At 49.6% G+C, this 20,201-nt stretch carries 17 protein-coding genes, 2 tRNA genes and 2 pseudogenes; 7 read left to right on the forward strand and 14 right to left on the reverse strand.

Annotation, left to right across the window (positions count from 1 at the left end; all coding sequences use genetic code 11):
* The first annotated feature begins 49 nt into the window (after positions 1-49).
* The 4 genes from puuE to WN16_RS14445 all read left to right on the forward strand — a co-directional run bounded on the left by puuE (position 50) and on the right by WN16_RS14445 (position 4,288).
* A complete protein-coding gene (gene puuE, locus WN16_RS14430; RefSeq protein WP_032935874.1) occupies positions 50-1,312 on the forward strand; it encodes a 4-aminobutyrate transaminase in 1,263 nt (420 codons plus the stop codon).
* 180 nt (positions 1,313-1,492) lie between these two features.
* Positions 1,493-2,548, forward strand: coding sequence for an ABC transporter substrate-binding protein (locus tag WN16_RS14435; RefSeq protein WP_032935872.1), 1,056 nt, complete (start codon positions 1,493-1,495; stop codon positions 2,546-2,548).
* On the forward strand, positions 2,535-3,539 hold the full coding sequence (locus WN16_RS14440) for an iron ABC transporter permease (protein WP_003029283.1): 1,005 nt from the start codon (positions 2,535-2,537) through the stop codon (positions 3,537-3,539). Before WN16_RS14435 ends, WN16_RS14440 begins: the two co-directional genes overlap by 14 nt.
* Positions 3,536-4,288 carry an ABC transporter ATP-binding protein gene (locus WN16_RS14445; RefSeq protein ID WP_003836510.1) on the forward strand — a complete coding sequence of 251 codons (753 nt, stop codon included), beginning with the start codon at positions 3,536-3,538 and terminating at the stop codon, positions 4,286-4,288. Before WN16_RS14440 ends, WN16_RS14445 begins: the two co-directional genes overlap by 4 nt.
* Here the strand turns inward: WN16_RS14445 and WN16_RS14450 are convergent.
* The 12 genes and pseudogenes from WN16_RS14450 to WN16_RS14510 all read right to left on the reverse strand — a co-directional run bounded on the left by WN16_RS14450 (position 4,275) and on the right by WN16_RS14510 (position 14,266).
* On the reverse strand, positions 4,275-4,997 hold the full coding sequence (locus WN16_RS14450; RefSeq protein WP_044699935.1) for a substrate-binding domain-containing protein: 723 nt from the start codon (positions 4,995-4,997) through the stop codon (positions 4,275-4,277). The genes WN16_RS14445 and WN16_RS14450 overlap by 14 nt on opposite strands.
* Positions 4,998-5,166: 169 nt before the next feature.
* Positions 5,167-5,243, reverse strand: a tRNA-Val gene (locus tag WN16_RS14455).
* 4 nt (positions 5,244-5,247) lie between these two features.
* Positions 5,248-5,324: transfer RNA gene (locus WN16_RS14460), tRNA-Val, on the reverse strand.
* Positions 5,325-5,523: 199 nt separating this feature from the next.
* Positions 5,524-6,001: pseudogene (locus WN16_RS14470) on the reverse strand (glutathione peroxidase).
* Positions 6,002-6,213: 212 nt separating this feature from the next.
* The gene (gap, locus tag WN16_RS14475; protein WP_016150174.1) at positions 6,214-7,224 is read right to left on the reverse strand and encodes a type I glyceraldehyde-3-phosphate dehydrogenase; all 1,011 of its coding nucleotides are present in this window, start codon (positions 7,222-7,224) and stop codon (positions 6,214-6,216) included.
* 78 nt (positions 7,225-7,302) lie between these two features.
* Complete coding sequence (locus WN16_RS14480; RefSeq protein ID WP_003029273.1) at positions 7,303-8,283, reverse strand: helix-turn-helix domain-containing protein; 981 nt, start codon at positions 8,281-8,283, stop codon at positions 7,303-7,305.
* Positions 8,284-8,355: 72 nt separating this feature from the next.
* The gene (locus WN16_RS14485) at positions 8,356-9,138 is read right to left on the reverse strand and encodes a DUF1120 domain-containing protein (protein WP_032941311.1); all 783 of its coding nucleotides are present in this window, start codon (positions 9,136-9,138) and stop codon (positions 8,356-8,358) included.
* A 4-nt stretch (positions 9,139-9,142) separates the two neighbouring features.
* Positions 9,143-9,694 (reverse strand): hypothetical protein, encoded by a 552-nt coding sequence (locus WN16_RS14490; RefSeq protein ID WP_044699932.1) that lies wholly within the window; start codon positions 9,692-9,694, stop codon positions 9,143-9,145.
* Positions 9,691-12,024 carry a fimbrial biogenesis usher protein gene (locus tag WN16_RS14495; RefSeq protein ID WP_127676421.1) on the reverse strand — a complete coding sequence of 778 codons (2,334 nt, stop codon included), beginning with the start codon at positions 12,022-12,024 and terminating at the stop codon, positions 9,691-9,693. The genes WN16_RS14490 and WN16_RS14495 overlap by 4 nt, the downstream gene beginning before the upstream one ends.
* 202 nt (positions 12,025-12,226) lie before the next feature.
* Positions 12,227-12,931: a fimbria/pilus chaperone family protein gene (locus WN16_RS14500; protein ID WP_003029264.1), complete on the reverse strand. Its 705-nt coding sequence runs from the start codon at positions 12,929-12,931 to the stop codon at positions 12,227-12,229.
* Positions 12,932-13,030: 99 nt separating this feature from the next.
* The gene (locus WN16_RS14505) at positions 13,031-13,735 is read right to left on the reverse strand and encodes a DUF1120 domain-containing protein (RefSeq protein WP_016150178.1); all 705 of its coding nucleotides are present in this window, start codon (positions 13,733-13,735) and stop codon (positions 13,031-13,033) included.
* Positions 13,736-13,960: 225 nt separating this feature from the next.
* Positions 13,961-14,266: a helix-turn-helix transcriptional regulator gene (locus tag WN16_RS14510; RefSeq protein WP_003836489.1), complete on the reverse strand. Its 306-nt coding sequence runs from the start codon at positions 14,264-14,266 to the stop codon at positions 13,961-13,963.
* Between the two features lie 748 nt (positions 14,267-15,014).
* Here WN16_RS14510 and WN16_RS24565 point away from each other — a divergent pair.
* The 3 genes and pseudogenes from WN16_RS24565 to WN16_RS14525 form a co-directional block, all read left to right on the forward strand.
* A pseudogene (locus WN16_RS24565) lies at positions 15,015-15,098 on the forward strand (DNA methylase); the annotation flags it as partial.
* Between the two features lie 134 nt (positions 15,099-15,232).
* The gene (locus WN16_RS14520; RefSeq protein ID WP_003836487.1) at positions 15,233-15,922 is read left to right on the forward strand and encodes a YafY family protein; all 690 of its coding nucleotides are present in this window, start codon (positions 15,233-15,235) and stop codon (positions 15,920-15,922) included.
* Between the two features lie 70 nt (positions 15,923-15,992).
* On the forward strand, positions 15,993-16,739 hold the full coding sequence (locus tag WN16_RS14525) for an SDR family NAD(P)-dependent oxidoreductase (RefSeq protein WP_003029256.1): 747 nt from the start codon (positions 15,993-15,995) through the stop codon (positions 16,737-16,739).
* A gap of 420 nt (positions 16,740-17,159) precedes the next feature.
* On the opposite strand, the gene trpS is transcribed toward WN16_RS14525, so the two are convergent.
* Both trpS and WN16_RS14535 read right to left on the reverse strand, forming a co-directional pair.
* The gene (trpS, locus tag WN16_RS14530; RefSeq protein ID WP_103790815.1) at positions 17,160-18,164 is read right to left on the reverse strand and encodes a tryptophan--tRNA ligase; all 1,005 of its coding nucleotides are present in this window, start codon (positions 18,162-18,164) and stop codon (positions 17,160-17,162) included.
* A 201-nt stretch (positions 18,165-18,365) separates the two neighbouring features.
* The gene (locus WN16_RS14535; protein ID WP_044699928.1) at positions 18,366-20,150 is read right to left on the reverse strand and encodes a diguanylate cyclase; all 1,785 of its coding nucleotides are present in this window, start codon (positions 20,148-20,150) and stop codon (positions 18,366-18,368) included.
* Positions 20,151-20,201: the final 51 nt, after the last annotated feature.

A 20,201-nucleotide genomic window follows, 5' to 3' on the forward strand; every position in this document is an offset into this window, starting at 1 on the left:
ATTTAAAGGGTAATTCAACCGAAATGTATTAATGGACAAGGTGTAGAGAATGAACAATAAAAACCTGCAACAACGTCGTCTGGATGCCACCCCGCGTGGCGTGGGTGTGATGTGTGATTTTTATGCCCAGTCGGCAGAAAACAGCACGATTACCGATATCGAAGGCAATCAGTACATTGATTTTGCCGCCGGGATTGCTGTGCTGAACACCGGACACCGCCATCCTCGCCTGGTGCAGGCAGTCGAAGCGCAACTTCAGGCTTTTACCCATACGGCTTATCAGATTGTCCCGTACGAAAGCTATGTGTCTTTGGCTGAGAAAATCAACGCCGTCGCGCCAATCGATGGCAAGCGTAAAACCACATTCTTCACCACCGGGGCTGAAGCGGTAGAAAACGCGGTGAAAATTGCGCGCGCACATACCGGGCGTCCTGGCGTTATCGCATTTGGCGGTGGTTTTCATGGTCGTACTTACATGACGATGGCGTTAACTGGCAAGGTGGCACCTTATAAAAAAGGTTTCGGTCCGTTCCCTGGCTCTGTTTACCATGCTCCGTATCCTTCTGAATTGCAGGGTATTTCCACGGCGGATTCCCTAAAAGCGATTGAGCGTCTGTTTAAAGCCGATATCGATCCAACCCAGGTTGCGGCGATTATCTTCGAACCCGTCCAGGGCGAAGGGGGCTTCGTGGTGGCACCGCCGGAATTTGTGGCTGCCATCCGCCGTATTTGCGACGAGCATGGCATCGTGATGATCGCCGATGAAGTACAAAGCGGGTTTGCCCGTACGGGCCAGCTGTTTGCGATGGATCATTACGCCGATAAAGCGGACCTGATGACCATGGCGAAAAGCCTCGCGGGCGGTATGCCGCTATCTGGCGTCGTGGGCAAAGCCGAAATCATGGATGCACCTGCGCCGGGTGGTCTGGGTGGAACTTACGCCGGGAACCCGCTGTCGATCGCGGCGGCCCATGCAGTACTGGACATTATTCATGATGAACAGCTGTGCCAGCGTGCGGCGGCCCTCGGCGAACAGCTGCGCGCCGCTCTGACAGATGCGCAAGCAGGGTGTCCTGAACTGGCCGAAGTGCGTGGTTTAGGTTCTATGATTGCTGCTGAATTCTGTGATCCAGCGACAGGGGAACCCAACGCTTCCGCCGCACAACGCGTGCAGAAGAAAGCCCTTGAGCAAGGACTGCTGCTGCTGACCTGCGGTCAGTATGGCAACGTTATTCGTTTCCTTTACCCGCTGACGATTCCGCAGGATCAGTTCGCCAAAGCGCTTCAGATCATCAAAGCGGCGACGAAATAGTCCCGTATACCGCAGAAAAGACATAAAGCCGACGGTTGTCATCACCGTCGGCTTTATTATTGCCGGCATAAATTGATCTTCCTCGTGTGTAGCGCGGTATTTATCGCGAATGGGTTGCCAGTCATTACGTTATATAATTTAATGCATATCGTTTTTACTCCTCTATTCAGATGGTATCCCATGTTAACTTTCCGCTCTTTTGTGCTGGTATGCGCCAGCATGTTGTTTGCGTTTTCTGCGCAGGCCGACCGTACGATCACCGATCAGCTTGGTCGTCAGGTCACGATTCCTGACCATGTGGACAAAGTGGTCGTGCTGCAACACCAGACGTTGAATATTCTGGTCCAGCTCAATGCGCAGCAGGACATTGTTGGCGTGATGTCGAGCTGGAAAAAACAGCTCGGGCCTGAATTTGCGCGCTTTATGCCGACGATTACTACATTGCCGACGCCGGGTGATCTCACCAGCGTGAACATCGAAAGCCTGCTGGCAATTCATCCACAGGTGGTGTTTGTCGCCAACTATGCGCCCGCGGAGATGATCCAGCAGATTCAGAACGCCGGTATTCCGGTCGTGGCTATCTCATTGCGCAAAGATGCCGACGGGCAACAGAATAAAATGAACCCGACTATGGCCAATGAAGAGCAGGTCTACAACGAAGGGTTAAAGCAGGGTATTCGCCTGATTGCGGATGTCGTGGGGCGCAAACCGCAGGCTGAAACGTTAATCGACTACGTTTTTGCGGCACGAGCAAAATTCAATGCGCCGGTTGCAAACATCCCGGATGCGCAAAAAGTCCGTATTTATATGGCTAACCCCGACCTGATGACTTACGGCTCCGGGAAGTACACCGGACTGATGATGCAGCACGCGGGGGGATTGAACGTGGCGGCTGCCAGTGTGAAAGGGGCCCGTCAGGTTGCGCTGGAGCAGGTATTAGCGTGGAACCCGCAGGTGATTTTTGTCCAGGATCGCTATCCGCAGGTGGTAACTCAGATCCAAAACGATCCGAACTGGCAGGGGATTGATGCGGTGAAAAATCATCGTGTCTGGTTGATGCCTGAATACGCCAAAGCCTGGGGCTATCCGATGCCGGAGGCGTTGGCGATCGGTGAACTGTGGATGGCCAAAAAACTGTATCCGGATGCCTATAAAGATGTGGACGTTGATGCGCAGGCGCATGATTACTATCAGCGTTTTTATCGTGTGAACTGGCAGTCTGATGCAGCTAAGTAACCGTTTTTTGCCCCAGCAACCGCTCTTAATCGTTGTGGTCCTGTTGCTGGGCGTCAGTTCGCTATGCCTCGGACAATATCCGCTGTCGTTAAGCGAGGTGTTTTACCACCTGACGCACTATAGCGACGCTGAGGGAATAGCCAGCCAGGTGATCTGGACGGTCAGATTACCGCGTATTCTGATGGCGTTGCTGGCGGGGGGCGCGCTGGGGTTATGCGGGGCGACGTTGCAAGGAGTATTTCATAATCCGCTGGTCGACCCGCATATTATCGGTGTGACGTCGGGGGCGGCCTTTGGCGGAACGCTGGCCATCCTGCTCGGTCTTTCGCCCTTGCTGATGATGGGGTCAACGTTTTTCTTCGGTCTGACGGCATTGATCCTGGTGTATGCCATTGCTGCGTTACAGGGGCTGGAGAATACGCTGGTGTTGATCCTGTCAGGTATCATTTTGAGCGGTTTTTTTGCCGCGCTGGTGAGCCTGATCCAATATCAGGCTGATACCGAAGAGACGTTACCTAATATTGTGTTCTGGCTGCTGGGGAGCTTCGCGACGGCCAACTGGCATAAAGTACTGCTATTGGCGGTTCCAGTCGGTATCGCCGCGACGGTTTTGTTCCAGCTACGCTGGCGGATAAACCTGTTATCGCTCAATGACAAAGATGCCAGAGCACTGGGGGTGGCGGTGGTTCCTCTGCGACGCAGCGTTTTGGTGTGCTGCGCATTTTTGGTCGCCGCTCAGGTGGCGGTCAGCGGCAGTATTGCCTGGGTTGGGTTGGTTATTCCGCATCTGGCGCGTTTGCTGGTGGGCGTTGATCATCGTCGTCTACTGCCGTGCGCCTTCTGGTTGGGGGGCGGTTTTATGATTGTCGTGGATGATATTGCCCGCACCCTGATGCACGCGGAGATACCGCTGGGGATCATCACCGCATTGTTCGGTGCGCCGTTGTTTGCTTTCTTGCTCATTCGTACCAGCCGTCGGGAGAAATCATGATACCTGCCGCACTGCGCGTAAATCAGCTTTCTTATGGGTATCGCGCGCCGCTATTTGAGCCGCTAACGTTCTGTTGCCAGAAAGGTGATATCTGGGCCGTGCTTGGACGTAACGGTCTGGGTAAAAGTACGCTGCTTGATACGCTAACCGGCACGCTGCCTGCTTTAGGCGGGAGTATTGAAAATAACGGTGGGATAGGAATTGTGGCACAGCATAGCCATCTACCGTTTCCTTATACGGTCAGCGATGTGGTGCTGATGGGGCGAGCACAGCACGTGAAGCTTTTTGCGCAACCCAGCCAGCAGGATCAACAAAGAGCAATGCAGGCATTAGAGCAGTTGAGTATTGCGCATCTTGCCTCCAGCTCATTTGGCTCACTTTCTGGCGGGCAGCAACAGTTAGTGATGATTGCCCGGGCTCTGGTGACTGAGTGTCAAACGTTGTTACTTGATGAACCGTGTTCCGCGCTGGATCTCGCCAATCAGCAGGTGGTGCTCCAGCTCATCAGCGATTTGGCCCATCAACAGGGATGCAGCATTCTCTTTTCGACCCACGATCCGCTTCATGCGTTGCAGGTTGCTTCCCATACTTTGCTGCTACTCCCTGAAGGTAAATGGCGGGCAGGGCCAACGGACAGCATTGTGACCGAAGAGAATCTGTTTCTGGCCTATGGCTTACCGCTGCGAAAACTTAGCGTGGAGAATCACCCTACGCCGTTTATCGCACCGTTGTTTTCTATTCGGCGTTAAGCGGTAAGAATCCTGCGGCGGTAAGGAACGCCTGACCGCTGCGGGAAAGTATGAATTCAACCAGCGCCATGACTTCTTTGGATGCATCAAGCACCGCCAGTTGGTATTCGCAGCAAATATTGTGCTCGTCCGGAATAGCCACGTAATGTACGTCGGTCATCGCGTGCAGCGCGTGTGCGTAATGCGCGTAACCGATAAACAGATCGGCCAGCCCCTGGCGCAGGATCCAGGCGCTCGCCAGTTCTCCTTGCGGGATTTTTATCGTATCACGGCCACCAACCAGTGGGATAGCGCGCGCCCGAAGTTGCTGCCCGAGTCCTGGTTCCAGTACATCCATATTGTCGAAAAATGCCCAGGTATAGTCTCCGGAAGGGTCGCAGCCGGGCGTTGATGTCCCTGGTCGCAGCGTTGGGTCGCGGAGTAAATCCAGCCAGGTTCCGATTCGGTTGCTGACAAGGCTCAGTTTGTTCCAGCAAAAGGTGTGCGTTGAGACGGCTTTATTACGTACCAGCAGGTTTTGCGGATGTTCCCGGTTGGCGGAGGCAAAGAGCGCACACGGTTCACCCGTTTCAATACGCTCGCGCAGTAAACCGGCCGGACCATATTCAATCTTGACGTCTATTCCACTCATGCGCGTGAACTGGCTTATCAGCGGGGTAAATGCTGGGCGTAAACTGCCCGCGGCGAACAGGAGAATGGAAGAGGGCATGGTATCCGGGCTCTGACGAAAGACATTATACGAAGAAGATGAATGATACGCGTTGAGCATGGAATTTAGAATGATTTAACGCATTGCTATTGTAGCAACGTAGGAAATGATAAAACTGAAGATAAACGATAGTTTTGAGGGGAAATAGCACCAAATCGAAGAGATGATTTGGTGCGTCCGAGTGGACTCGAACCACCGACCCCCACCATGTCAAGGTGGTGCTCTAACCAACTGAGCTACGGACGCAAGATGGTGCGTTCAATTGGACTCGAACCAACGACCCCCACCATGTCAAGGTGGTGCTCTAACCAACTGAGCTATGAACGCAACGTTGTAGGTGACAACGGGGACGAATATTAGCGGCACAGACCGAATGAGGCAAGAGGGAAATGGCATTTTTCTTCCTGATCTCACGCGATTGCAGAGTAATTAAGCAAGTTGATTATATTTTGTTGATTTTGCAGCGTGTTTTTTATTCAGGCAGCAGGCAGGGGCATAATGGGAACGGTTTGAATGACATGAGCACTCAGTCTTTTAGCGTTGCAAGGATCGTGGCTTCTATTTTCTCTTGAGTCGTGTAGGGGGCAAAACGCTTAAGCGGCTTACCGTCGCGCCCGATCAGGAATTTAGTGAAGTTCCACTTGATCCACCCAGCACGCCGGGTAATTCATCTTTCAGGAAACGAAACACCGGATGCGTCCCAGCGCCGTTGACGTCCACTTTCTCAAACATCGGGAAGCTCACACCGTAGTTGATGTGACAGGTTTGTGCGATTTCATCGGCTCCACCAGGTTCCTGTTTACCGAACTGGTTGCAGGTGAAACCCAGCACCGCCAGACCCTGTGCGGCGTACTTCTTATAGAGCACTTTGAGGCCTGCTATTGTGGCGTGAATCCACAATGACTGGCGGTATTAACCACCAGCACCAGTTTGCCAGCGTAATCGGCCATCGAGATGGGTTGGCCATTGAGACTGGTGGCAGTAAGTTGATGAAAGGTGGTCATACCGGAATCCTCAATTAAGTTCACATTACTCATATTGCCTGCGGGTTATAGGCTTCGCTTAGTGACTTTTTATTATGGTAGCAACCGTAAGATTAATAAAATGACTAAGTTGAGAGGAATTGCTCCGCCATCAAACTCACATTTAATCTGCCGTGGCAGAGTTAAAAAATCCACGCCAGGCGTGGATTTTAAGAGGGCGTGGGAAGCAGGAGTTAGCGCTCGTTTTTTGCCATTAACAGCGCCAGGTCGACGAGCCGATTGGAGAATCCCCATTCGTTATCGTACCAGGCGAGAATTTTGACCATATTGCCACCAATTACCAACGTTGACAGGCCGTCGATAATGGATGAACGCGGGTCACCCTGGTAGTCGCTTGAAACGAGCGGTTCATCGCTATAGCCCAGGATCCCTTTCAGCGGCCCCGTCGCGGCGGCGTTACGAAATGCATTATTGACTTCTTCTTCCGTTACATCCCGCTCAAGCGTGACGGTCAGGTCGACAATTGACACTACCGGAACTGGTACGCGCAGCGAATAACCGGTTAAGCGACCATCCAGCTCAGGGATGACTTTGCCAAGCGCCTTTGCAGCACCGCTTGAGTAGGGCACTATCGACAATGCAGCGGCGCGGGCGCCACGAAGATCTTTTTCCGGTTGGTCGTGCAGCGCCTGGCTGTTGGTGTAGGCATGGGTGGTGTTCATCAGACCATGCTTAATACCGAAATGTTGGTGCAAAACCTGCGCGGCAGGTGCCAGACCGTTGGTGGTGCAGCTACCGTTGCTGACGACAAAGTGTTTATCCGCCGAGTAGAGATGATCGTTAACGCCCATCACGATGGTTAAATCATCGTTTTTACCTGGAGCAGAGATAATTACGCGCTTTGCGCCACCGCTGTGGATATGTACTGCCGCCTTGTCTCGTTCAGTGAAGAAGCCGGTTGCTTCAATGACAATATCGACTTCACGTTGACGCCAGGGGATTTTGGCTGGGTCGCGTTCGCTAAAAACAGTAATGGAATTACCGTTAACGACCAGTTGCCCCTCACTGGCGGCGACGTCGGCATCGAGTTTACCCAGCAGCGAATCGTATTTCAGCAGGTGCGCCAATGTTTTACTGTCAGTCAGATCGTTGATTGCCACAATCTGAATATCCGAGTTACCCAGTGCAGCACGCAGTACGTTACGTCCGATACGGCCAAAACCGTTAATACCGACCTTTACCATGATCAACTCCTTATCTGTTGTCTCTGGCATAAATTTAGGCCGATCACTGCTTGGCGTAAACGACAAAAAAGGATCACTTTAGGCCATTTTACGACAATGAAAACGCTGGCGATATTCGCCCGGGGTCAGGTGAAGCTGTTTTTCGAATAGTCGTCGCAGGTTGATGCTGCTGCCGAATCCCGTTTGTTCGGCAATACGCTCCAGCGTCTCGTTGGTCTGCTCCAGACGCTGCCGGGCGGCGGCCAGACGAGCTTCAGCTACATAGCGCGCCGGTGAAGCTCCTGTTTCCCGGGTAAACACGCGGGTGAAGTTACGTGGACTCATGGCGACTTTTTCCGCCAGTTTATCCACGCTGAGGTCGGCGGTGAGGTTCTCAAGCAGCCAGACCAGCAGATCGTTAATCGGGCCCAGAGTACTGGTATGCTGAAGGTTGTAGCGGCTAAACTGCAGCTGGCCCCCAGGACGGCGCAGGTACATGACGAAGTCTTGAGCGACGTCGCGCGCCAGACTGAAACCATAATCCTCTTCAACCAGCGCTAGCGTTAGATCAAAGCCGGAGCTCACGCCACCCGATGTCCAGATGTGTTCGTCCTGAATATAAAGCGGACCGCTTTCGACGCGCACCTGAGGGAATTCTGCCTGCATGGTTTCAAGTAGTTTCCAGTGGGTGGTGGCTCGTCTGCCGTCCAGCAGCCCGGTTTGTGCCAGCAGCATCGCACCGCCGCAAATGGATGCAATGCGGCGGGCGTGGGGAGCGGCAAGGCGCAGCCAGTCAACCACAGCAATTCCTTCCTGCGGATTTTGACCTCTGCCGGTGATAATGATGGTATCGAGAGGTTCGCGAGGATCTATCTCATGCAGGCGATGATCTGCCAGTAGGTTCAGGCCGGACTGACCATGGATCACCTGATGTGGTTGCGTTGTGGCTAACTGAACCTGATAACAGGTTTCCGTAGCGCTTTTGGGATGCAGGCGGTTGGCCTGCATCATGATGTCGGCAATACCGGCGGATTCAAACAGCATGCCGCCATCGGGAACAATGATGAGTATCTTCTTCATGTCCTGAAAAGTAGTCTTTTTACAAAATAAGTCAACAGACATGTGTTGCGGGATACTATTCTTGTCCCAATATTACAAATAAATCAGGCTGATTGTGGCCTCGCCCTGTAACTCAGTCTCATCCTGTAAGCTCAGGCCATCGGAGGCAATGGCGGCAGAGATCCTGAGGGGGATTGTCAACTGACGAATTGCCACGGGATTATTTTTCGCATCCACCGGAGTCAGTCTCATGATGCCTGAAATCAGTGTTAGTGCTGTCCCGGCTGATTGCCACATGCTCCGTTCTTGTTCCCCCGTCTGATACCCCCATGACGCGATATCGCCTTCCACGGCGCTCTCCCCGGCTAATGCGGTTATCAGGTAACCACCAATCGGTTTTTGACCTGAGGTAACACCCAGTCCAAAGAGGGTGTCAGATGAATGCCGACCAGATGTCTTATCATCGTGAGAGTCAATTATCAGGTTACGGACCCGGGTTTCCGCTTTTTCATCATTGACCATCCATGCCACCTGTCGCAGGCTCTCGCACTGTATATGCAAGCCGATAACACGTGGCGTCAACAGATAGGGAGATGAAGAACGGATCGATGAGAGACTCAGCGTACCGTAATCCACAGTGCCGCCATTATCCAGCGATACCCGGCATGCCGCCGGGATCATTTCAGCTGAAAAGCTCACATCCACCGTATTTTCCGCATACGCCTTCGTAATCAACAGGCAAAATATCCCCCCGGCACAACAAAGCCACCGATGTATCCGGCTTTTAATAAGCGAAATCAGGCGCATCTTTCCTGTAACACTTGACTGGTGGTATATAACACGCTGAAAAATTTCCTTGAACCAAAATGAAATCATCGAGTTATTCTCTCTCTGGTACGGTCATACGTAATGACAATGTTGACGCCTGCTGATCTGAAACCTGAAAGCTGCGGGCCTGTACACGGGGAATAACCGTAAGCAGGAAAGTGGCCGACATCCCGTTCACGGGCTGATGATGCTGCTGGAGCTCAACTGTGTCTCCGTTGAGAACAGCAATAGGGGTCTGCGACCGTGATTCAGACGATTTATTAAGCTCGTGGTGAACAACGAACTGGCTGCTCTTATTATCGACAAACGCTTCACTGAACATCACCGTTGCCCGTCCCTCCTCACCGAAACTGAAGTCGAGTCCTCGACGGTCATTGTCATCAAACCGGATATGTATGGGTTGAGGAACATCACACCGCACCTGTACCTGTACCTGACGGGCGGGCAACTGCTGCCATTGTACCTGCCCGGTGGGCTCAGTATCCTGAAACCGGACTTTGCCGTATTCGTGGCGCAACTGGCTGGCAATAATATTGCACTGCGCTTGAACGACCGGACTGACAATAAAATAGATGCCGCAACATAATGATATTAAACGAATCATTCGCATACTCCCGTTAACTCTTCATATAAACCATCCTGAGGTGGTGTTGGGGGCAGGGAATACTGTAGCTGGCACATGGGGCTACCGTTGTCATCCCCCACAAAGAACGACTCACCGGGCTGCAGGTTGCTAAAGAAAACCAGGCCTTTTTCCAGAGAATTCGTCACGTACTGCCCATCGCTGTCTACGATCCCTTTTCCTTTAGACAGAAGCTTTCCGTCAATACGTCTGACTGTCATGAGTACCCTGCGGGTGTCTGATACCCTGAATTGTGTGAATGCGACGGCTCCTCGCGAAACGGTAAGCTCCGCGGCACCATTGGTTAAGTCGACATGTCTGGGCAACGTTTTAACATCAATATTGAGACGAGAGGGCTGCCACGGTGTTAAGCCGGGAACCAGCGCTTTGCCGCGATAATCAGTCCAGACGGGGCCCTGCGGGGTAGATACTTTGATCCCGGAAAGCGGAGAATTTAATGAAAGCGCGCCGTATGATTCCTGAATCGCATAAGGTGAAAAAAGTATCCCTTCCTGATTAACGGAAATCCCACCGCTTAGCGAACCGCCATACCCCCAATAATTGGCGGTCTGGCTGGCATACCCACTCATCTGGGCATAATGCAAATTCTGCCCAAAACTGCCGCTGATGGTATTTTGGGCATTTTGCCAGTCCCGTCCTGCCGATAGCGAATATGACATATCGTCCCATTGTCCGCTGGTCTGAACATCGTTATAAGTCCGGGAGCCCTGTCGACGAAGGGACAGATTTACGCGATCGTGTCCCAGAGGCAGCCCAAGTCGGATATAAAAAACATCATCGTCACGTTGCGTACTCGTCCGGGAGCCAGAAACACGTTGCCATGTGGCCGAAAGGTTAATCTGACCATGTCCAGCCCAGCGCCAGTTTTTTGACCATGAGGCATACCATGATTTCGGTGTGGCGGCATGGTCACGCGCGGAGGAGGTCGAGTAACTCAGCGAAAACAGACCTAAATGTTCATGAGCCCAGTTACCTCCCACATTGTAGTAACTGTTCGCTGTGGAAGTCGTATGATTTACAGCGTCGCTGAGCTCACGAAATCCCGCAGATGTTGTGGTCCAGGCCGCCTGAATACTGGCGGAAGGGTTAAGCTGGTAGCGGAGACTGAGGCTTTCCTTGCTGCCCGCATGATGCGTGTACTGTTCCTGTGCCATCGTGGTTTGCAGCGACAGTGACCATGCCGGTATCGGAATAAAACTCAGGGATGCCGCCGCGGATTGATACTGTGCTGAGGCCAGAGCGCTACCGCTTAGCGTTGCCTGTCGGGAAATCCGCATTCCCTGACTTCCGGTAATGAGCCAGGGGGCCGATTCATCGCTGGCAACTGTCTCGCGCACTTTACCGAGTGCCACAGAACCATAAAGGGGAGCGTCGGCCGGAGTTTGTAAGGCCGTGACAGGTACTGAAAACGTTGTTAACTGACCATCCTGTTCCGTCACTTTCACATCCAGCGGAAACTGCGTGCTGAGCATGGAAATGTTATCTAATGAAAACGGTCCTTCAGGAACCTGTGTTGCCTCGATTAACTGTCCGTTTTGATAAACCTCAACACGAGCCTGCGCGGAACGCGCTATTCCCTGAACAGAAACGCCGCTACGAGCAGGACGCAGTGCACTATCAGGAAACAGTTGAAGCCCCGTTAATCCAGGAATGGCGAGTAGCGTCTGACGAGCGTATATCTCTCCTGCCTGAAAGGTCTGTTGTAGCGACTGAAACGTCTTCTGGACATAAGTATATAGTCGCTGAGAACGACGTGTTCCGTCACTGTACGATACCGTATGACGACTGCGAAGCAGCCAGTCATTCAGATTCAGTCCTGATTCAAATAGTCCCAGTTGATAAGTTTCGTGCTTTCCGGACTGAACTGTGGTTGACGACTGCAGATTATAATTAAGCAGCCCCGATGTGCCTCCCTGAATAATATCCTTCCGTAATAAGATGCTTTCTGGCGTCAGCGCAGATGTCGGAACTGTAATACTAATCTGATTTTTATACGGGTCTGCCGTTAACTGTGCTGCGGGATAAAGCGTCTGATAATCCAGACATCCTTGATTAAACTCATACGCAAGTCCGAGATTTCGGGATGTTTCAGGGGTTATACAGGGTTCGCCCTGCGCATTAAATCGCGTCATAAGCTGACGTTTATTGCGCCCGTTAATCACCCAACTAACAGGATATTCGCCTGGTGAAAAACGTGCGGCGTGAGAAAAATAATGACTCAGACCAGCATCCAGTCCACGGTTTTTTAATCTTCCGTCATCAAATAGTAAAGGTTCGGCGGATAACATCATACTGTAACTACCAAGTAGACCGAGAAATAAATAATATGCATACCTGTGAACAGGCAATGTTCTGATTAAATTAAAGGGCATTTATTAACCTTATAGCTATCCTTGCAGGAGCTCGGATATAAATCGTTCTGATGCGAAATAGGTTTTTATAATAAATATTCAGCGTTGAAACCTGACATCCGGTCTGGCGCTAAAGTTTCTTTCAATTTAGCGAAGCAATAAACTCCGACACCTGAACACCGTAACGGCTGACTGGAACAAAACGTACTTCGTTATCAGCCGTAAGCGAGGATGCTGATGATAAGGTTATATGCTGGCCCGGCAGTAAATACGTTCTCCCGAGGTCAAATTGTGTCTTCGACGGTAGTGTGACAAACTGCTGGGCCAGGCGGACGACATAGGGGCCTGGATTAGTAACTTTCAGCTGATTGCCTTCTTTATGCCATGTAAGTAACGTCCAGGGATCTTTTCGTTCCGGTAATCCTTCTGGATGAATAAGTACGGGTAAATTCTGACGTATGGTAATACCAATTTTGTTACTACCGGGAATTTTTGGGGGGATACCTTCGAAAATGACACGTTTAAGATGCTCAGTAATTAGCGGCTTTTCCGTTTTAAGAATAAATCGAACTTGCTGAGTCTTACCTCCTTCAACCCGGACTACCGGCTGAGTCGGCAGGAGTTTAATCGTGTCATCCTCACCGTCAACATTAATGACCTGTGTGTAAAGCAGGGAAGGGATATTGTCTGTATTGGTGACATTCATGCTGCCTCCGCTTTCCTTTTCCTGGATCAGTAAAAGGGAACTGTCAGGCTGCATTCCGGTGGCCATACTAACCTGTGGGACGCATATCAGGAAAAGTGAAAGAATGAAAAGAACTTTCCAGAAGAAAAATGGCTGACGCATTGTAGTTATTCCAGTATATTTACCGGGCCATTAGAACATGGCCCGGTAATAAACAGAGTCGATAAAATTGATTTTATCGTATTAATTTACGGGATATTATTAAAGATAAACCAGAGAAATCGTTGCCTCACCGTCGAGATTCGTTTCATCCGTAATCTTAAGGTCTTCCCCTTTGCGAAGAACTCCTTTAATAGATAATGGGACTTTCAATTCAGAGAAAGCTGCCGGGGTTAATGTATCAGGATTTCCTAAGGTGTGTAACCTGGCCGCAACATCCACGCCGTTTACGGTGCTGCCAGAGGCCGTGCGTGACCAGTCGTCGCTGGTAATTTTTTTACTGATAAACACCAGATTGTCAGTGCTACCCGAATAAGTCATATCAGGGAACCAGTTAATAACAGTATATGCCCCCAGTGTTGTTTCACCGTCGTTCGTAAGCCCCAGACCAAATTGATTGCTGCTTGCGGGTATATCGCTGCCATCAACGGTGGCATTTTTAATCACACCATTATAAAGAGAATCTCTACGTTCATCATGAAGGGTATACGCAACAAGTCGTTCGGAATTGCATTTAATACCCATATTAATACGTTTTTCCGGCAGTTGATTGTCTTCAGTTGCAGACAGGTTCGTCATTAACATTGTTCCGTAGTCAACAATACCGGCGTTATCCAGATTGACGGCGCATGCGCCCGGCACTAATTTTCCGGTGACTTTAAGCGTGGCCGTGTCTCCACCTGCCGCAAGGACTGAGCCGGAAATAAAAGTAAGTGATAAAGCAACCAGTAGTTTATTTAATTTCATTTAAGTAATATTCCTAATTATGGATTTAAAAATACAACGCCTGTGCAGCGCCATGTTCACTTTATTCAAGTAAACATGGCGATGCGGAGCATGACTTTCTTCACGTAGCAGGTTTTAGATATTCACACCCGGTAAAAATTAGAGAAATACAAAAGCAATATGTTGTATTTAGTTTCTCTTGAAGAATATTGTCCAGTAAATGCTGTTTTTAAAAAATCAAGCTCGTTAATTAATGGTCTTAGTCATTGAATTGTTTTGGATAATGTTTCTGGCCTTGCTAAATACCTGTGAATCCTCATAGAAAACTTCACTGACAAGATGACTCAGTCTTATGTTAAAAACGTTCAGAATTCGCAGAATAAACTCTAACGTAAAAGCGCACTGCCCCCGTTCAAACCGTGATACATGCTGCTGACATATATTTAACTCAACAGCTAACTCTTCTGCGCTCATATTCATTTTTTGTCGGTTGCTACGAACGAATCGACCGATTCTGGCGTTAACGTTAGATATATTGTATTTCAAGTGCATTAGCGACTCCGTTTACTATTTGTTTATGTTGATTTATTTGTTGAAATATATTTCGGCCATAAAAGTATTGCAAACATCCTTTACTCTTAAAACAAGTTAATATCGATCGGTCAGTAAATCATCAATAGAATAAAGCTATCAAAACAGGTTAAACGATTGTTTCAATAAATTAAATGAATTTGAGGTTTGGTTGTATCTTCATGAAATATAAAGATAATATATGATAACGATCTACTTATCTCACAGTCATGAATACACTAATAGTTTCACGCGCAATCATAATTACTATTATTTGGTTACTCAGTGAAATATATAGTTACACGTTACACCAATAAGGAGTAAATTACAGATGTGTTCTATAAATATCAGCGGGTATCTGGTGCTGAAAATTAGAAATAAAGCCTGTAATGACCATTGTCAGGTCTCAACAATAATATTGATGATTAAAGGGGACTCATAATTGATAGTTCAGAGTAAAAATTGCGGTGATATCTGCCCGTTGCCTGAATTCACTCACACCCACAGCACGATATACTATCCGAAAAGCTTTACGAATGTTTTGTAATGACGCCTTGCGGTTCCATGTCCATATCGCGTGATGCGTAAGGATATCCATTGTTGGCTCCAGTGTACCGCGCCTGAGTGGACACAGGACGGGCTGCTTTTCCGCTTCTTTCCGGATCGTGCCGTTGATTTCATCCCCCACAGATCCCCCGCAGTTGGTCGGAGTCCGTGGCCTTTCCGACACAGTATTGCCGGCGACAAAAGCGATGAATGGCTACAACCCACCTGCAATGAGATGAAATGTGTCCTCAAAACAGACGCACTGATGAACGCATTACGAACTTAGCGCGGTATCAGACCTTGGGGCAGTTCAACTTAGCCATCTACACTTGCTTTGTACTAAGATGCTTATCTAATAGATGCTTTAAGAAATCGTCTCAGGATCATGATGGATTTATCACTATGACTAGAACAGAAAGGCTTCTCGAATTACTACAGATATTAAGGGCACAAAGATATCCGATCACTGCATCCACACTCTCAGAAAGATTAGGGATAAGTGTGCGTTCCCTTTACAGAGATATAAAAACGCTGCAGCATCAAGGGGTATGCATTGAAGGTGGTGCTGGAATTGGTTATATCGTTAAATCTGATTTTCATTTGCCACCCTTAAACCTGTCTCATGAAGAAGTCAATGCTATTACGCTTGGATTGAATTGGGTCTCTCATAATACGGACCATGATTTCAAAATTATCGCTAAGAATGCACTTGCCAAAATACATACCGTCATTTCCGGTGAGTTGAAAAATCTTATTGAAAGTCAATCCTATCTGATTGGTCCTTCAGAAAAAAATGAGATGTTTTTTGAAGATATTCGCAATGCTATTAAAAAGCGAAAGAGAATCAAAATAAAGTATTGTGATAAGAAAGACTCTTACTCTTCTCGAGTCATATGGCCCATTGGGTTGGTATACATGGAGTCATGTTGGCTTTTGGTTGCATGGTGTGAGATGAGAAATGATTTTCGCCACTTTAGGACTGACAAAATTAAGGAAATTGAGCAACTGGATTCCTTTTATAGTGAAAGCAGGGCGGTTTTATTGAAAAAATGGAGAGTAAAAGAAGGGATTAGCGAGGAGAAAGAGTACTGACAAAAACTGTCACAGCTCATTTGTATACTAACCCAGATGAAAGGTTCAATTCTACATCTTTGGGGGGAGTATGAATTTCCAAAATAAAATTGCTGTGATAACAGGAAGCACTACAGGAATAGGTGAGGCCGTCGCAAAGCAATTACACATACATGGTGCTAAGGTCATTATTGTCGCCCGTTCGTCAGAGCAGGCTAAACAAAAAGCGAAACAATTATCTTCACAGGGTCAACAAGCGATGGGGATCGGATGTGATGTATCACAGCCCGAACAAGTACGACAAATGATCGATGAGGTTATCGAACGCTTCGGCAGACTTGATTATGCTGTAAATAATGCAGGCTTAACAGGTGATCATGGTAAAAACATAACAGAGCAAACAGTTGAGAACTGGGATAAGGTTATTGCCACCTCATTGAGCGGAGTTTTTTACTGCCTAAAATATGAAATACCTCAGATGATGAAGTTTGGTGGCTCAATAGTGAATTTATCTGCCGTAAATGGCCTGGTTGGCATTCCTGGATTAGCGCCTTACACCGTGGCTAAGCATGGTATAATTGGTTTAACCCAAACCGCAGCGCTAGAATTTGCATGTCAAGGAATTCGAGTAAATGCAGTCGCTCCTGGTTATGTCCAGACCCCGCGAATGAGTGCACTTCCTGAAAATATCGTACATAGCTTCGCCAATAGCCACCCTATGAAAAGGATGGCAAAAATGCAAGAAATAGCAGACTTCATATTGTTTTTGCTATCAGACAAATCCGCATTCTGTACCGGAGGAGTTTATCCAATTGATGGTGGATATTTAGCCGAGTAAATTTCTCTAACGTTTTAAACTATAAGCATTACCTAACCAAAGCGGTAGGTTCAATAGGAGCGTTATAATATATTTAATGCTCCTATTATAGGGGTAATGATAACAGCATCTCCAGTTTGAACTAATATGAGAATAAATGATCGACTTTCCATTGGTTTAACTCACATTGAAAAACGGGCATCTTTGTCTGTAGATACAGATGAAATGCTTCCTTTTGCCACTCGTTGAGTAGCATAGTCTCTTCGGCGACAATCCATGCCTTTTCTCAGAGGGGCCATCGCCTGAAATGAGGTTTTGATTTCGAAATAAAACATTAGTGCATTTTGCTGATAAAACGTGGGGAAGATTCTGAAAGCTCCCGGCGAAGGTAACTCGTTGGGAGCTGTCTTTATTTATTGGGCCGACTGTAATAGGTCGAGTTCAGAACACCGGCAAACCCAGCCCTTGCTTCACTTCTCTTAATGTCTGCTGTGTCATCTCGTGCGCCTGTTCGCTGCCTTTTTTGAGCATTGCCATCAGCATGCCTTTATCCTGAATGTAGGTTGCCCGCAGCTCGCGCATTGGGGCGATGAGTTCCTGCAAGCACACCTCCAGCTCGTTTTTGCATGTCCGGTCACCCAGCCCACCCCGTTGGTAATGCGCTTTCATTTCCGCCACTTTTGCTTTATCCGGATGAAAAGCGTCGAGGTAAGTGAATACCATATTGCCGTCGATTTGCCCCGGGTCGGATACTTTCAGATGATTGGGGTCGGTGTACATTGCACTGACCGCGTGATGAATGGTTTCTTCGCTGGCTGACAGGAGCAATGTATTACCAAGCGATTTTGACATTTTGGCATTCCCGTCGATCCCTGGTAGGCGGCTGGTTTCACTCAGCAGCGCTTTGCAGTGCGATAAGACGGGGGCCGGTAACAGGCTATTCATCTTGTGCACGATTTCATTAGTCTGCTCAATCATTGGCAACTGATCGTCGCCGACGGGAACCACTTCGGCTTTGAAGGCCGTAATATCTGCCGCCTGACTGATGGGATAAACCAGAAAACCAACCGGTAACGAGCGGGCAAAGCCTATCTGCGCAATTTCGTTTTTAACCGTAGGATTACGCTCTACGCGAGCCACGGTGACGATATTCATATAAAGCGCGGTCAATTCCGCAAGGGCAGGCAGGGCCGATTGCAAACAAATAGTGGTCAGTGAAGGATCTATTCCTGCGGCAAGATAGTCGGCAAGTACCTCGGGAATATTGTCGCGGATCTTTTGCGGTGTGCTGCCGTTATCGGTTAGTCCTTGCAGGTCAGCCACCAATATAAACTGCCGATAATCATGTTGCAGCGCGGCGCGCTGGCGCAATGACCCCACATAATGGCCAAGATGCAGCGGGCCGGTGGGACGATCGCCAGTGAGGATGATGGTTTTATTGTTCATGTAAGACTCCTTAGTCATAAAACCGAAAGGGGTCTCTAAATGCAAATAACCGCCTTTCGGCGGTTATCTAAAAATGGGAAAAACACATTCTGACCGCCTTTAAGAAGACAGCCACCACAGGTTGTAATTAAAAGCGGTGATATCGTGTTTTGTGTTCATTGAATTAACATATCACCGCCTGGCGTTGAGGTAAAGCCATGTTCAACTGGCCTCCAGCATGCCAAAGCTCACGATGCGCGAACGTCCCAGCTCTTTAGCGCGATACAGCGCCACGTCTGCAGCACGCAGCAGGTTGTCGCTCTGGGCGTGCTGCGGATAGCTGGCTACGCCAATAGAGACATCGACGTGACCAATTTCAGAGACGCCAAAGCGCAGCGACAGTTCGCGTACGCCGTTATAAATATCCGTCGCAAGGCGGTTGGCGGCCTGTTCATCCGTATTGGCCAGCAGCACCAGAAACTCCTCACCGCCATAGCGGAAGGCCATGCCGCTGTCGTGAACCACGCGCTGAATGGTGGCGGCGATACTTTTTATCACGCTGTCTCCCGCCTCGTGACCAAAGCGATCGTTAATATTTTTAAAATGGTCGATATCGATCATCAGGCAACTGATCGGCTCCTTGTTGCGGACGGCCTGGCTCATCTGAGTGCGTAAGGTATCTTCCAGATGATGACGGTTACGCAGACCAGTTAGCGGATCGTAGAGCGCTTTCTCCAGCAGGGCGTCACGCAGACGCTGGTTGGCTAATGCGAGGCCGAGTGCTTCTGCCATTAGCTCCAGATACGCACGAGAAGGGGTGGAATCATCGCTAAGGTTCTGGAATGAGAGCAGACCGATGGCTTCTCCCTGGGCAATCAGTGGAACGCACAGGGTATGCTGCTGGCATGAGTCCGGCAGATGGTAGCAGGCGATATCGGGTTCACCTTGTACCGGAGGGTGGCTCTGGCCGCGGCGCACAGCCCAGCATTCGTCCGGGTGGAACGCATCCGCTTTACCCTGCGGTGAGAGCCATTGTGCAACGCAGCGCATTTGCCAGGGTTCCCGGTCCAGTATGTAAAGCCGCCCGGCAATACCTGGGGCAATATTTGGTGCAAACAGTTCCGCCACATTGATGACATCGGCAAAATTCTCGCAGCCCTGCAGGCGCTGCGTCATACGTGCCAGCAGATCGCGGATTGCCCAGTCGGCATCTCGCTCCTTCTCCAGTCTCTGACGAGCCAGACCGTTCTCGCGGAAGATCCGGATCGCCTGTGCCATGTCGCCTATTTCGTCTATCTGGTTAAAGCTGGGCGTCTCAACGGCATAATCCTGCGATGCGAGACGGTTTACGACATCGCTCAAACGCACGACGGGGCGCAGGACACGACGCTTTAAAATGAAACCGAGAACGAATAAAAACAGCAGCGCCGTCAGACCGACCATCACTTCGGAAGCCGTCCGCAGCATGCGGGATGACTGGGTTGCATCTTCAATCGTGTTGCGTACGCGGCTATCGAGTAACTGGCGGAAATGATCTATACGGTCCTGGGCTCGCTCCAGTTCCTGTTCATAGGCTTTCCCGTACAGCAGGGGGATAGCCTGCGACTCTTCTCCACGCGCGACGCTGGCAAGCGCCTCGGCCTGCTCATCCTGCAGAGCATCCACAATCTGCAGCCCTTCGTGCAATAGCGCCAGCTCTTCATCCGTTGCACCAAGGTCTTTGAGCTTCGACAGACGATGCTCAACGGCTTTCAGCGACGCTTCTTTCTGACGGTAGGCGTTGAGCACCTCAGGATCTTTTGCAATAACATAGTCGCGCGCCAGGTCGGACAGAGACCAGGCGTCAAGCTCCACTTCTTCGGTCAACTGATCGAATTGATAACGCTGCTCTACCACCTGGCGTTCGGTGTTATCGGCGCTGGATGCCATCAGCATGACAATACCGGAGGCGATGGTCAGACATACCGTCGCGCTATAGGCCCAGTTGGTGATTGTGGCAATTCGCACTGATTAGTTCCTTCTGCGACGATTAATGAATACGCATGATTGAAATTATAG

Source organism: Citrobacter sp. ABFQG (assembly GCF_004322975.1).
Lineage (GTDB): Bacteria > Pseudomonadota > Gammaproteobacteria > Enterobacterales > Enterobacteriaceae > Citrobacter > Citrobacter freundii.